We start from the raw sequence: 13,781 nt of genomic DNA on the forward strand, positions 1-13,781 counted from the left end.
GCTGCCGATCGGGCCGCTCAGGAGTTGCGGCCGCGCGCGGCCACGGTCCAGCGTTCGAGGAGCTCCCCGCCGCGCACCACGGCCACGTCGTCGACGAGGTTCATGGTGATGCACACGTGGTTGGGGAGCACGCGCAGCCGCTCCCCGAGGGCGGGCAGCGGCTGGTCCTCCGGCCACACCACCGTGGCGTGGTGCTCGGACAGCGCCGTGACCCGTGCCTCGGGATGGTCCCGCAGCCGCCCGTGGCCGGTGGCCCAGGCCGGCCGGTCGCTGCCGAGGACCTTGCTGCCGGCGTCGAGCACGATCCGCCGCGGCACCCCGTTCCCGCCCTCGTGCCGGCTGACCACGGTCGAGGCCACGGTGAGGGCGATGTCCTCGAGGGCGCACCGCCCCAGCTCCAGCTGCTGGGCGTCGCCGAGGACGTAGACCCCCGGCCGCACCTCCGTGGCGACCGAGCCGTCGGTCAGCAGCGCGCTGGGCGTGGACCCGCCGCTGCGGCGCGACGCCGCGAAGTCCGCGGCCTCCAGCCGGCCCGCCGCGCGGTCCAGGGCCTGCTGCTCCTGGGCGGCGGCCTCGGCCGGCATGCCCGGGGCGTAGCTGTGGCCCGGGAAGGTGAAGACCCCCTCGACGCGCAGACCGGCCCGGGCCGCGGCGCGGGCGACGTCCGCGGCAGCCTCCGGGTGGACGCCGCTGCGGTGGTGTCCGCTGTCGATCTCCACGAGCACGGCGACGTCCCCGGCCGCGTCCCCGAGCTGCCCGCCCATGGCGGTGGCGGCCTCGGCCGAGTCCGTTCCGACCGTGATGCGGGCCGTGGCGCTGAGCCGGCGCAGGCGCTCGGCCTGGCGCGGACCGACCCACAGCGGATAGGCGAGGAAGAGGTCGTCGGCCCCGTGCGCGGCGAAGACCTCGGCCTCCCCGATCGTGGCCACGGTCAGCCCGGCGGCCCCGGCGGCGAGCTGCAGCGCCGCGATCTCCGGGATCTTGTGCGTCTTGGCGTGCGGGCGCAGCGCCAGGCCCTTCGCGCGCACGGCCGCGGCCATCCGCTCGACGTTGCGCTCGAGCACGTCCCGGTCGATCAGGACGTCCGGGGTGTCGATCCCCTCCGGGATGCTGTGCATGGTGCTCCTCGAGTCGGGACGCTGGTATGTCGGTGGTCAGGGGGTCGGCGCTTCGTCGGGTTCACCATCGTCACTCAGGGCCCGGACGGCCTCGTCGTCATCCAGGATGAGGCTCAGCAGCCGAGCCACCGCGGGGTTGTTGCTCGTCTCGTTCCAGGCGACGTGCAGATCGGCCCGGTTCAGCTCTGCCAGACCAGCCAGACCTGTCAGTTCCTCGAAGACCACGCCCGGGGGAGAGAATTCGACGGCGGAGGCGGGCACCATGCTCACGCCCAGGCCGGCCGCCACGAAAGCCAGCAGGGCGGGGACCTGGCTGGCGAGCTGGGTGACCACAGGGTGCACTCCTGCGCTCTCGTACAACCGCATGACCAGGTCGTGGAAGTACCGCGCCTCGGACGTCGAGTACATCATCAGGGGCAGGCCGTCGAGCTCACGCATCCGCACCCCCCGCCCGGTGGCCAGGAAGTGACCCTCCGGGAACGCCGCCACGAGCCGATCCTCCATGTGGGGCCGGGTCACCACGCCGGAGCGGTTGACGATCGGGCGCAGGAGACCGATGTCGATGGTGCCCCGCGACAGGGCATCCATCTGGTCCACGGAGACCGCCTCCCGGAGCACCAGGTGCACGCCCTCCATGTGCTGACGAGCGAGACGCAGGATGCCCGGCAGGCTGGACTGGCCGGCGATGGCGGTGTAGCCGATCACGATGGAGCCGGCATCGCCCGTCGCCACCCGCCGCACGTCGAGCTCGGTCTTGGCGCACAGGTCCAGGATCTGTCGGGCGCTCGGCAACAGAGTCTGGCCGGCCTCCGTGAGCTGGACCTTCCGGCTGCTCCGCTTGAAGAGCTGGGCGCGGAGTTCGCGCTCCAGCAACTGGATCTGCCGGCTCAGGGGTGGCTGCGTCATGTTCAACCGCGCCGCCGCCGCGCCGAAGTGGAGCTCCTCGGCCACAGCCACGAAGGACTCGAGTTGGATCAGTGAATACATCAATCCACTCCTTGAATGATTGAGTGCCCATTTTAGCTTGGACAGGCATGGGTGGGTCTCTCTAGCGTGGGGAGGACCGACGGCCCGTTCCCACGGCCGTTCCAGGAGAGGAACACCCGAGATGCCCTTCGTCCCAGCGCGCGACTCCACGGAGCCCTCCCTCCACGTCCGGCAGACTGTGATCACGGGGGTCACGGTGACTCCCGTGGCGTTCGCCGATCCGCCCCTGCTGAACACCGTGGGTGTGCACGAACCGTTCGCGCTGCGCGCGGTCCTGCAGGTCTCCACCGACGCCGGCGTCACCGGGCTGGGCGAGACCTACGGGGACGCGGGACACCTGCAGCGCCTGCGCCTCGCGGCCGAGGCCGTCGTGGGCGCGGACCCCTTCAACACCAACGACCTGCGGGCCCGGGTGACCCGTGCTCTCGCCGTGGACACCGTCGCGGGCGGCCACGGCATGAGCGGGATGGTGACCGGCTCCTCCACCGCCGACCGCGTGCTCTCGCCCTTCGACGTCGCGGCGCTGGACATCCAGGGTCGGATCCTGGGGGTGCCCGTCAGCGAGCTCCTCGGCGGGCGGGTCCGCGACGCCGTGCCCTTCAGCGGCTACCTCTTCTACAAGTGGGCCGGACACCCGGGAGGGACGGAGGACTCGTGGGGTGAGGCCCTCGATCCGGACGGCATCGTGGCGCAGGCCCGCCGGATGGTGGACGACTACGGCTTCACGGCGCTCAAGCTCAAGGGCGGGGTCATGGCGCCCGACGCCGAGGTGGAGGCCGTCGAGGCCCTGCGCGCGGAGTTCCCCGGTCTGCCCCTGCGGATCGACCCCAACGCGGCGTGGACGGTGGAGACCTCGGTGCGCATCGGACGTCGCCTGGAGGGGGTCCTCGAGTATCTCGAGGACCCGACTCCCGGCATCGACGGCATGGCCGCCGTCCGGAGCCGGGTGGACCTGCCGCTGGCCACCAACATGTGCGTGGTGAGCTTCGCGGACCTGCAGCCCGCTCTCGGGGCAGGAGCCGTGGACGTCGTGCTCTCCGACCATCACTTCTGGGGCGGTCTGCGCCGCTCGCAGACCCTGGCCGGAATCGCCGAGACCTTCCGGCTCGGCCTGTCGATGCACTCCAACTCCCACCTGGGGATCAGTCTCGCGGCCATGGTCCACCTCGCGGCCGCCACCCCGAACCTGGACTACGCGTGCGACACGCACTGGCCATGGAAGGACCCCGACGAGGACGTGGTGCTGCCCGGTGCACTGTCCTTCGACGCCGGGGCGGTGACCGTCCCGGCCGGACCGGGACTCGGCGTGGAAATCGACCCGGACGGCCTCGAACGACTGCACCGCCAGTACCTCGACTGCGGTCTGCGCGAGCGCGACGACACCGGCTACATGCGCCGCATCCACCCCGGCTACGAGCTGGCGAGCCCCCGGTGGTGACCGCGGCGGTCCCCGACGCGCTGGACGTCGTGGTCACGGACCCGATCATCAGCCGCTTCGCGGAACGTCTCATCGCTGCTGCCCCGGAGCACCGGTGGCGGTTCCTGGCCGACGCCGATGCCGCCGAGCGGGACGCGGCCGTCCGCACCGCCGATGTCGTCGTGTGCTCCCGCCTGGAGACCTCCGAAGCGGCATCCGCGCAGACGGCCCGTCTGGTACACGTGACCGGCGCCGGGCTGGACCGTGTCGCCGTCGAAGCCCTGCCCGCAGGGGTGGCAGTGGCGAACACCTTCCACCACGCCCGCCCGATCGCCGAGCACGTGCTCATGTCCGTGCTGGCGCTCTCGCGGCGGCTGCTCCCGACCGACCGGGAGCTGCGGACGGGCGCGTGGCGCACCATCGCCACCGATCCGGACGTCCCGCTGCACCCCACATTGGACACGATGACACTGGGAGCAGTGGGACTCGGCGGCATCGGTCTGGAGACCGTCCGCCTGGCGGAGGCCGTCGGCATGTCCACGGCCGCAGTCCGGCACCGCCCGGACGCCCCCGTGCCCGACGGTGTGCACCCGCGCTGGATCGGGGGACCGGACGACCTGCCCCGGCTGCTGGCGGAGTCCGACGTCGTCGTCGTCACCGTCCCCCTTTCCGCGACCACCGAAGGCATGATCGGTGCAGAGCAGTTCGCCGCGATGCGGCGGACGGCTCTGCTCGTCAACGTCGCCCGCGGTCCGGTGGTGGACCAGGACGCCCTGTACCACGCGCTGGTCCGGGGGGACATCGCCGGCGCCGCGATCGACGTCTGGTGGGGTGCCCCTGTCCCGGGCCGCACACCGCCGGCGGACCTGCCGTTCGCGGAGCTGGACAACGTGCTGCTCACCCCCCACCACTCCGGGCACGCCCGCAGCACGTTCGAGGGACGCGCCGACGACATTGCGGACAACGTCGTCCGGCTCGCCCGCGGCGAGGAGCTGCGCAACGTGGTGCGCCACGGGACGCCGCCGGCCCGCTCACTCCATCAGTAGCCGGATCACCAGCAACAGGGCGCCGCCGGCGGAGGCTGTCAGCGCGAGAAGCCGCAGCCGGGCGGCGTCCAGCAGCCGGTTCATCCACCGGGAGAGCGCGAAGCCCGCGACCACCGCGGGACTGAGAACCACCACGGCCGTCATGACGGCCGTGGTGACGGCCCCCGCCACCACCAGCAGGGCGATGGACACCAGCGACCCCACGAGGAAGAACGCGCTCATGGTGCCCCGGAGGCGAGCAGGTGGCTGTCCCTGCCAGACGATCGCCATGGGCGCCCCGCCGATCGAGGTCGCCGTGCCCATCACGCCGGACAGCGCTCCCGCTACCACCAGGTTCCGCCTGCGCGGTCCGGGTCGCCAACCCAGGAACGCGGATCCCACGCCCAGCAGGACGCTGCCGGCCACGAGCCACGCGAGGGCGGTGGCCGGCATGGCGACCACCAGCCAGGCTCCGAGAACGCTGCCCGGTACCCGGCCGGACAGCGCCCATCCGGCGCCGCGCACGTCCAGGTCCGCGCGCTCGCGGACCACCACCAGGAGCGTGACCAGCGTGGCGAGCATGATCACGAGGGCGGGCAGCAGCGAGGGGTCGACCAGGGCGATCACCGGGGCGGCGACCAGCCCCAGGCCGAATCCGATCGACCCCTGCAGCGCGGCGGCGACGAAGAACGTCGCCGCCAGGACGGCGAGGACGCCGAGGCTCATTCCCCGGAGGACAGTGCGGTCGCCCCGGCCGCGGACGGCTCGGACAGCGGGAAGTAGCACTCGGCCGTGTGCACCACGGTCTCGGGCACCTCGGTCCCACGCACCCAGGGCGTCGGCAGCGCCGTGCGGCCCAGTGAGGACGCCTCCTGCCGGGGAGGTGCCTGCGAGGCGCAGACCTCCTGCGCCTGCCAGCACCGCGTGCGGAAGCGGCACCCGGAGGGAGGGTCCAGCGGCGAGGGCAGCTCGCCGCGCAGAACGATGCGCTCCGCGGGCCGCTGTGCCGGGTCCAGCTTGGGGGAGGCCGACATGAGGGCGGCGGTGTACGGGTGCAACGGGCGCTCGAACACGTCCTCCGTGCGGCCCGTCTCGACGATCCGGCCCAGGTACATCACCGCGACCCGGTCGGTGACGTGGCGGACCACGGAGAGGTCGTGGGAGATGAACAGGTAGCTGACCCCGAGCTTCTGCTGCAGGTCGTTGAGCAGGTTCAGCACCTGTGCCTGGACCGAGAGGTCCAGCGCCGAGACCGGTTCGTCCAGGATGATCAGCTCCGGGTTCAGCGCGAGCGCCCGGGCGATGCCGATGCGCTGCCGTTGGCCGCCAGAGAACTCCTGCGGGGACTTCTTGGCGTCGGAGGGCCGCAGGCCCACCAGCTGGAGCAGCTCGTGCAGCCGCGCGGCGCGTTCCCGGGCGGTGCGGTAGAGGTCCCGGTGGGTGTTCCACGGCTCGGAGATGATCTCCCCGGCCGTCATGCGGGCGTTGAGCGAGGCGAACGGGTCCTGGAACACCATCTGCACGCGTCGGCGCCAGGCCAGGAGGTCCTTGCCCCGAAGCGCGAACGGGTCCTGCCCCTCGAAGGCCACGGTCCCGGAATCGGGGCGCTCCAGCAGCATGAGGGTCCGGGCGAGCGTCGACTTGCCGCACCCGGACTCACCCACGAGTCCCACGGTCTCGCCGCGGCCCACGGTGAGATCGATCCCGTCCAGGGCCCGCAGGCGGCTGTGCCCGGAGGCGCTGCGGGCCACGTGGAAGGTCTTGGTGACGTCCCGGACCTCCAGGGCGGTGCCGTGCTCGGTGTGCGGCCGGTCGAGCAGTGCGGTCATGACGTGATCTCCTCGGAAGTGGGGCCGGTGGCGAGCAGTTCGGAGAAGTGGCAGGCGGCCCGGCGGCCCGGCGCAACCTCCCGCAGCGCGGGGCGCTCGGCCCGGCACCGCTCCGCGGCCAGCGGGCAGCGGTCCTGGTAGACGCACCCCGGCGGGATGTTCTTCAGCTCCGGAGGGCTGCCCGGGATGGAGGAGAGTGCGGCGCCGCGCTCGCCGTCCACCGGCACCGACTCGAGCAGGCCCTTGGTGTAGGGGTGCCGCGGGTGGGCAAAGACCTTCTCCACGGGACCGCTCTCGGCCACGGTGCCTGCGTACATCACGGTGACGTCGTCTGCCTCCTCGGCGACGACGGCGAGGTCGTGCGTGATGAGCACGACGGCCATGTCCTCCTCCTCCCGCAGCCTGCGCAGCAGCTCCATGATCTGTGCCTGGACCGTGACGTCGAGAGCGGTGGTGGGCTCGTCGGCGATGAGCACGCGGGGTCCGAGCGCCACGGCCGCGGCGATCAGGATGCGCTGGCGCATGCCGCCGGAGAACTGGTGCGGATAGGCGTCCACCCGGTGCTCGGCCTCGGGGATGCCGACGCGCCGCATCAGCTCGATGGCCTCCTTCCGCGCCTCGGCCTTGGACGATCCACGATGGATGCGGAAGGCCTCCCCGATCTGCACGCCCACCGGGTACACCGGGTTGAGCGCGGTGAGCGCGTCCTGGAAGACGATGCCCAGCTCGGCCCCCGCGACCTTGCGGCGCTGCTTGGGGGACATGGTGGTCAGTTCCTTGCCGTCCAGCTCAATGCTGCCGCCGGCCACGTGGGCCACGGGATCGAGGAGGCCGACGACGGCCTTGGCCGTCATGGACTTCCCGCAGCCGGACTCCCCGAGCAGGGCCCGGGTCCGGCCGGCGCGGACGTCGAAGCCGGCGTCGCTGACGGCGCGCACGGTTCCGGCAGGGGTGCGGATGTCGACGTCGAGCCCGTCGACCCGGAGCACCACGGGGCGCTCCACGGCGGTGCGGTCGTCGGTCGCGGCGGGAGCGCTGGTGCTCACTTGGACTCCTTGGACTCGGTCCGAACGATGAACTTCTTGCGCTTGGCCACGGTCAGCCGCCAGCGCTGGGAGGGATCGGTGGCGATCCGCAGCCAGGCGGCGAGCATGTTCGCCGAGATCGCGGTGACCACGATGGCCACGCCGGGGAAGATGGACAGCCACCAGGCCGTCTGCAGGTACTGCCGGCCCTGCGAGACCAGCAGGCCCCAGCTGACGTCCGGCGGCTGGATGCCGATGCCGAGGAAGCTCAGCGAGGACTCGGCCAGCATGACGTAGCAGAACTCGAGCGTGGCCAGCGTCAGGACGGACGGGATGACCACGGGGATCACGTGCCGCCGGATGATCGTGTTGGGCCGGGCGCCGAAGGTCCGGGCCGCGTCCACGAACGTGCGGCTCTGCAGCTCCGCGGACTCGGCGCGGGTGGTTCGCAGATAGATGGGGATACGGGTGATGGCCAGGATGAGCACGATGTTCGCGATGGACGGGCTGAAGACGTAGAGCACGACCACGGCCAGCAGCAGGGAGGGGAAGCTCATGATGACGTCGGCCACACGCATCGAGACGGTCTCCCGCCAGCCGCGGTGGTAGCCGGCCCACACGCCCCACAGGGAGCCGATGAGCATGGCGATCAGCACGGCCGGAACGGACACGAGCAGGGTGGTGCGGGTGGCGACGACCAGTCGTGCCAGGAGGGAGCGCCCCAGCGGGTCGGAGCCGAGGATGTACTCCCAGCCGTTGGCGGGGTCGAACGGAGGTTTGTTGGCGAACATGAGGTCCTGGCGGCTGTCCAGGTCGCCCATGAGCACAGGGCCGAAGATCGCCGTCAGGAGGACGAGAAGGAGGACGACCGCGCCGGTGCAGGCGAACTTGTCCCGCAGCAGCATGCGGAACATGCTCGGGTGGCCCGAGCTCTTGTCCCGGGGTGCGGCGGGGACTGACTCCAGCGGGTCCAGCGGTTCCTCCGCGGCCCGTCCGTCCTGGGTGAGCTGACTCATCGGACCCTCCTATGCCTTGACGGTGGTCACGGTGCCCGGGACCACGGCGGCGGGAGCCGCCGGACCCTTGGGCGTTGCGGTCTTCCGGGGCGCCCTGGGGCCCGCGGCCGCGGGCCGGACGCGGGGATCCAGCAGCGCGTAGGCCAGATCGATCGCGATGTTGAGGACGAAGATCGCGATGGCCGTCAGCAGGACGCAGGCCTGCAGGACGGCGAAGTCCCGCTGCAGGATCGAGTCGATCATCAGCTTGCCGATGCCCGGCCAGCCGAAGATCGTCTCGACGACCACCGCGCCGTTGACCAGGCCCACGGTGAGATCGCCGGCCACGGTCAGCGCCGGCGCCGCGGCGTTGCGCAGGGCGTGGCGAGTGACGACACGGGACTGAGAAGCACCCTTGCTCCGGGCCAGCTTGATGTAGGGCTCCGAGAGCGCGGACACCATGGCCCCGCGGACCACCTGGACCAGGGCCCCGAAAGGTCGCATCATCAGCGTGGCGATGGGCAGCACCCACGCTGCGCTTCCCATCACGCCCGAGGTGGGCACCCAGCCGAGGGTGATGGCGAAGATCCAGATGCCCACGATGGCCAGCCAGAAGTCCGGGATGGACGCCGCCGCCATGGAGGTGAAGCTGGCGATCCGGTCCGCGACGCCGTTGGGCTTCAGCGCGGCCCAGCTGCCCACGAGCACGGCCAGCGCGATGGCCAGGATCATCGTGATCGCCGCGAGCTGGAGGGTGGCGGGGAAGGCCCGCAGCGCCATGGTGGCCGCGGCCTCCCCCGTCCTGAGCGACGTCCCGAAGTCGAGCTGGAGCACTCCTCCGAAGTAGTCGGCCATCTGCACCAGCAACGGCTGGTCCAGGCCGTTGCGGGCCGCGAAGTCGTCACGCATCTGCTGCGTGGCGTTCAGCGGCAGGTACAGGCTCGCCGGGTTGCCGGTGAGCCGGGCCAGCGCAAAGACACCGACGACAACGACCGCCAGCGGGATGGCGCTGGAGACGATCCTCTTGCGTAGATAGGTCAGCATGACTTCCCCTGTGCTCTCGTGCTTCTGTCCTCGGGCCGCAGTCCTCGGGCGTCTACTGCGCGGGCCGGATCTCGGCCAGGCGCAGCTCGTCGCCGGACGAGGAGTTGGGCTCGTACTCGATGCCCGCGGACTTGCCGAGCATGCCGGTCTGGTGCGAGATGTGGGCGAACTGCGTCACGTTCTCGTTCTGGTACTCGAAGACCTCCTCGTAGGCCGCCTGCCGCTCCTCGCCCGTGGCGTTGCCCGCCTCCTCGATCATGGCGTCGAGCTCGGGGGTGCCGAAGGAGCTCTGGGCGCCGTCGGAGAGCATGTACTGCTCCACGGTGAAGGCGGCGTCACCGGCCTGGTTGCCGTGCTGGATCAGCAGTGCGATGTTGCCGTCGTCCTCGGCGAAGGGCCGGACCTGGTAGGTGAGGTGCTGGCTGGTCTCGAGCATCTTGAGGTTCACGTTGAGCCCGGCCTGGCTCATCTGCTCCCGGAGCACCTGGCCCAGCTCCTCGATCTTCGGGAACTGCGCGGTGCGGACCACCAGGCTGATCGGGGCGTCGGTGTCGACTCCGTCGGCCTTCGCCTCGGCGACCAGCTTCTTGGCCTCCTCGAGGTCGAACGGCCACGGCTCGAGGTCCTCGTTGTGGCCCACGACGCCCTCCGGCACCAGCTGCGCGGCAACTTCGTCCCGCCCGCCGTAGAGGCTGGCGACGATGCCCTCCTTGTCGAGGGCGTAGTTGACGGCCTTGCGGACCCGGATGTCGTCGAGCGGCGGCTCGTCCGCGTGCATGCGGATGGCGACGGTCTCGTTGTTGGGGTACTGGACACCGAGGTCCCCGATGTTGTCCTCGGGGCTCAGTCCGGTCGCGATGTCCGCCTCGCCCGACGTGATCATCGCGGCGCGCACGCTGCTCTCGGAGCGCCACTCGTACCGGGCGTTCGGGAAGGCCGGCTGCTCGCCCCAGTAGTCGTCGTAGGCGGAGACGGTGATGTTCTGGCCGGCCTGCCAAGAGTCCAGCTGGTAGGGGCCGGTGCCGATCGGCTCGCGCACCTTCTCGGTCATGGAGGTCTCGCTGGGCACCACCTCGAGGAATGACAGCCGCAGGGGAAGGATCGGGTCGGCCTGCGGCGCCGTGACCTCCAGCGTGGTGTCGTCCACGACCTCCACCTCGAGGTCGTCGTCGCCGAACACGTAGCCCTCGACGTTGCAGCCGAGGTCGGAGTTGACGGCCCGCTCGATCGTGGCTGCGGCGTCCTCGGCTGTGAACTCGCTCCCGTCGTGGAAGGTGACTCCCTCCCGGAGCGTGAAGGTCCACGTCGTGTCGTCCTCGGAGCTCCACTCGGTGGCCAGCTTCGGCTCCAGGTCGCCTGAAGTCGGGTTCCGTTCCACCAGCGGCTCGGTGATGGTGGAGCGGTCCACCACGCCGGTGCTCGTCAGGTTGGCCTCACACGGCTCCAGGGTCGGCGGTTCCTGCTGCAGGACCACGCGGAGGGTGTCCGAGGCGCCGCCGGATCCTTCGGCGTTCTCGGAGTTCGCGACGGAACAGCCGCTCAGCAGCACGCCCGTGCTGAGGGCGGCGGCCGAGAGGGACATCGCCTTGTGGGGGCGGGCGGTCTTCGGCGCGGTGACGGTGCGCGGCAGGCTGAACGTCATGGTTTCCTCCGAGAGTGGGGATCGAGCGGTCGCCAGTGTCCTGGATCTCCGTGCGGAGCCGGTGGACGGCCGTGGCGTATGCACAGCGTGGGCTCGGCCCCTGTGGTGGTCAAGGAGTGGAATCGGTGTGATGGAGGCATGGGCGTACGCCAAGGACTTATTCAGAGAACTTCCAGAGTGTGATTCGCGCGACATTCCGCGGCAGAAGAGCAATCCATGCCTCAAGAGCATTGATCCATCCAATCTGAGTGTTGGACGGCATCTGTCGCGTTCTTTACGTTGCAGGCATGACCAACTCCGCATCGGCTGAGGCCGCACCGTCCGATCAGTTCGCCGGCACCGGGATCCTGCAGGTGGGACCCGTGAACCCCACGGTCCAGGCCGCTCTGGTCTCCGAGTTCGGGGCCGTGCGCCTGCCCGACGATCCTGAGGGGCGTGAAGCGTTCCTGGGCGAGCACGCGAACGGCATCCGGATCGCCGTCTGTTCTGGCAAGGTGGGCGTCGACACCGGCCTGATGCGCCGTCTCGACAGTCTGGAGGCAATCATCAACTTCGGCGTCGGCTACGACGCGACCGATGTCGACCAGGCCGCGGAACGCGGGATCCCCATCAGCAACACCCCCGACGTGCTCACCGACTGCGTCGCCGACACAGCGATGGCTCTCTACCTGGACGTGCTGCGGCGGATCTCCGCGGCCGACCGATACGTCCGGCGCGGGGACTGGGAAACGAAGGGCAACTTCCCGCTGGCGGTGCGCGCCTCCGGGAGAAAGGTGGGCATCCTGGGTCTCGGCCGCATCGGCGGCGCCATCGCCCGCCGGCTCGAGGGCTTCGGATGCGAGATCCAGTACCACAATCGCCGCCCGGTCGAGGGAAGCGCCTACAGCTACCAGCAGTCCGCCGAGGAGCTGGCCGGGGCGGTCGACGTCCTGGTCGTGGCTGCGGCCGGGGGACCCGCCTCCGTGGGGCTGGTCGGCTCGTCCGTCCTGGAGGCGCTCGGTTCCGAGGGCTACCTCATCAACATCGCCCGTGGCTCGGTCGTGGACGAGGACGCCTTGGTGGCGGCCCTCGTCGCGGGAGGCCTCGGGGGCGCGGGGCTCGACGTCTTCGCCGACGAGCCCCGCGTGCCGGCTGCCCTCCAGGACCTGGACAACGTGGTCCTGCTGCCGCACCTCGCCAGTGGAACCGTCGAGACCAGGGCTGACATGGCCGAACTGACGCTGGCCAATCTGCGCAGCTACCTCGACGACGGAACCCTCGTCACGCCCATCTCCTGAGTCCCGCGCTCCGGCCCCTCCAGGGCCGGGAAAGGAAGTCGACCGTGACCATCGCCGTTGGTTTCTCGAACACCCCCGAAGGATCGGCCGCAGTCGGCGCCGCCATCTCGGAAGCTGTCCTCCGGGGCACAGACGTCTCCCTCTTCGACCCTGCCGAGAACGGCACCGCTCAGCATCCCGAGGTGCTGGCGGCCCTGCGCGCAGAGGCTGAGGCGTCCGGGATCGACCTGGAGCTCTGCTCGCTGGGCCGGGACGACGACCTGGGCGATGCGCTCATCGACGCGTCGTACCAGGCGGGCGCCCAGATGGTGGTGATCGGCCTCCGTCGCCGGTCCCCCGTCGGCAAGCTTCTCCTGGGATCCCTGTCCCAGCGGGTCCTGCTCGAGGCCGGGTGCCCCGTGCACGCCGTCAAGGTCAGAGTGGGCCCCCGCGGTTGACCGCGTGACCACCTCCGCCACCGACCGTCTGCAGCGCCAACACGAAGGAAGCCAACTCATGCCCCAGCACACTCCCCAGGAACTGGCGGACAAGCTCAAGGACGGCCTGCTGTCCTTCCCCGTCACCGCGTTCGACGCCGACCTGCTCTTCGACGAGACCGCCTACCGGCAGCACCTGGCCTGGCAGGCCTCCTTCCCGGTGGCCGGGCTCTTCGCCGCCGGCGGCACCGGGGAGGGCTTCTCCCTCACCCCGGAGGAGACCGCCTCCGTGGTGCGGGCCGCGGTCGAGGAGGTCGGGGACACCGTCCCCGTGCTCGCCCCGGCGGCCGGCAACACCGCCCAGGCCGTGCGCAACGCCCACGACGCGGCCGCCGCCGGCGCGGAAGGCCTGCTGCTGCTGCCCCCCTACCTCACCGAGTGCGACCAGGAGGGACTGCTCGCCCACGCCTCGGCGGTCTGCGCGGCCACCGACCTCGGGGTGATCGCCTACAACCGGGCCAACGCCGTCTACTCCGCCCAGACGATCGCCCGCCTCGCCGAGCGCCACGAGAACTTCATCGGGTTCAAGGACGGCATCGGCGACATCGAGCACCTCACGAAGGTCTACGCCGCCAACGGGGACCGCCTGTTCTACCTCGGCGGGCTGCCCACCGCGGAGACCTTCGCCCTGCCCCTGCTCCAGCTGGGCATGAGCACCTACTCCTCGGCCATGTACAACTTCGTCCCCGAGTTCGCCCTGGAGTTCTACCGCGACGTCCGGGCCCAGGACCGGGCGGCGGTCACCGACAAGCTCAACCGGTTCGTCCTGCCCTACATCGAGATCCGCGACCGGGCGAAGGGCTACGGCGTCTCCATCGTCAAGGCCGGGCTGCGGGCCGTGGGCCGCGACGCCGGCGGCGTGCGCCCCCCGCTCCAGGACCTCACCGACCACGACCTCGCCGACCTCAAGGCCCTCATCGACGCCCTCCCCACCGGCACCCCGGCG

Annotated in this window: 13 protein-coding genes; 5 read left to right on the forward strand and 8 right to left on the reverse strand. The window is 71.0% G+C overall.

What is annotated here, in order from left to right; translation table 11 throughout:
- Positions 1–17: 17 nt before the first annotated feature.
- Positions 18–1,118, reverse strand: a complete 1,101-nt coding sequence (locus ACH9D3_RS11385) for an alanine racemase (RefSeq protein ID WP_396410990.1) — start codon at positions 1,116–1,118, stop codon at positions 18–20.
- 36 nt (positions 1,119–1,154) lie between these two features.
- Positions 1,155–2,105 carry a LysR substrate-binding domain-containing protein gene (locus tag ACH9D3_RS11390; RefSeq protein ID WP_396410991.1) on the reverse strand — a complete coding sequence of 317 codons (951 nt, stop codon included), beginning with the start codon at positions 2,103–2,105 and terminating at the stop codon, positions 1,155–1,157.
- A 121-nt stretch (positions 2,106–2,226) separates the two neighbouring features.
- On the opposite strand from ACH9D3_RS11390, the gene ACH9D3_RS11395 reads away from it, so the two are divergent.
- Both ACH9D3_RS11395 and ACH9D3_RS11400 read left to right on the forward strand, forming a co-directional pair.
- A complete protein-coding gene (locus ACH9D3_RS11395; RefSeq protein ID WP_396410992.1) occupies positions 2,227–3,543 on the forward strand; it encodes a glucarate dehydratase family protein in 1,317 nt (438 codons plus the stop codon).
- The gene (locus ACH9D3_RS11400) at positions 3,540–4,568 is read left to right on the forward strand and encodes a 2-hydroxyacid dehydrogenase (RefSeq protein ID WP_396410993.1); all 1,029 of its coding nucleotides are present in this window, start codon (positions 3,540–3,542) and stop codon (positions 4,566–4,568) included. Before ACH9D3_RS11395 ends, ACH9D3_RS11400 begins: the two co-directional genes overlap by 4 nt.
- On the opposite strand, the gene ACH9D3_RS11405 is transcribed toward ACH9D3_RS11400, so the two are convergent.
- Genes ACH9D3_RS11405 through ACH9D3_RS11430 form a run of 6 tightly spaced genes read right to left on the reverse strand, consistent with a single transcriptional unit; the run spans position 4,554 to position 11,082 of the window.
- Positions 4,554–5,273: a TSUP family transporter gene (locus ACH9D3_RS11405; RefSeq protein WP_396410994.1), complete on the reverse strand. Its 720-nt coding sequence runs from the start codon at positions 5,271–5,273 to the stop codon at positions 4,554–4,556. The genes ACH9D3_RS11400 and ACH9D3_RS11405 overlap by 15 nt on opposite strands.
- Positions 5,270–6,376: an oligopeptide/dipeptide ABC transporter ATP-binding protein gene (locus ACH9D3_RS11410; protein ID WP_396410995.1), complete on the reverse strand. Its 1,107-nt coding sequence runs from the start codon at positions 6,374–6,376 to the stop codon at positions 5,270–5,272. Before ACH9D3_RS11410 ends, ACH9D3_RS11405 begins: the two co-directional genes overlap by 4 nt.
- The gene (locus ACH9D3_RS11415) at positions 6,373–7,422 is read right to left on the reverse strand and encodes an oligopeptide/dipeptide ABC transporter ATP-binding protein (protein ID WP_396410996.1); all 1,050 of its coding nucleotides are present in this window, start codon (positions 7,420–7,422) and stop codon (positions 6,373–6,375) included. The genes ACH9D3_RS11410 and ACH9D3_RS11415 overlap by 4 nt, the downstream gene beginning before the upstream one ends.
- On the reverse strand, positions 7,419–8,417 hold the full coding sequence (locus tag ACH9D3_RS11420) for an ABC transporter permease subunit (RefSeq protein WP_396410997.1): 999 nt from the start codon (positions 8,415–8,417) through the stop codon (positions 7,419–7,421). Before ACH9D3_RS11420 ends, ACH9D3_RS11415 begins: the two co-directional genes overlap by 4 nt.
- Positions 8,418–8,426: 9 nt before the next feature.
- The gene (locus ACH9D3_RS11425; RefSeq protein ID WP_396410998.1) at positions 8,427–9,440 is read right to left on the reverse strand and encodes an ABC transporter permease subunit; all 1,014 of its coding nucleotides are present in this window, start codon (positions 9,438–9,440) and stop codon (positions 8,427–8,429) included.
- A 52-nt stretch (positions 9,441–9,492) separates the two neighbouring features.
- The gene (locus tag ACH9D3_RS11430; protein ID WP_396410999.1) at positions 9,493–11,082 is read right to left on the reverse strand and encodes an ABC transporter substrate-binding protein; all 1,590 of its coding nucleotides are present in this window, start codon (positions 11,080–11,082) and stop codon (positions 9,493–9,495) included.
- Positions 11,083–11,369: 287 nt separating this feature from the next.
- Between ACH9D3_RS11430 and ACH9D3_RS11435 the strand changes: the two genes are divergently transcribed.
- The 3 genes from ACH9D3_RS11435 to kdgD form a co-directional block, all read left to right on the forward strand.
- A complete protein-coding gene (locus ACH9D3_RS11435; RefSeq protein ID WP_396411000.1) occupies positions 11,370–12,359 on the forward strand; it encodes a 2-hydroxyacid dehydrogenase in 990 nt (329 codons plus the stop codon).
- 44 nt (positions 12,360–12,403) lie between these two features.
- Complete coding sequence (locus ACH9D3_RS11440) at positions 12,404–12,796, forward strand: universal stress protein (RefSeq protein ID WP_396411001.1); 393 nt, start codon at positions 12,404–12,406, stop codon at positions 12,794–12,796.
- Between the two features lie 58 nt (positions 12,797–12,854).
- Positions 12,855–13,781 (forward strand): 5-dehydro-4-deoxyglucarate dehydratase (gene kdgD / locus ACH9D3_RS11445; RefSeq protein ID WP_396411002.1); only part of this gene is annotated, 927 nt, incomplete at its 3' end.

Origin of the sequence: Kocuria kalidii, assembly GCF_044462225.1 — a bacterium.
In the GTDB taxonomy this organism is placed as follows: Bacteria; Actinomycetota; Actinomycetes; order Actinomycetales; family Micrococcaceae; genus Kocuria; species Kocuria kalidii.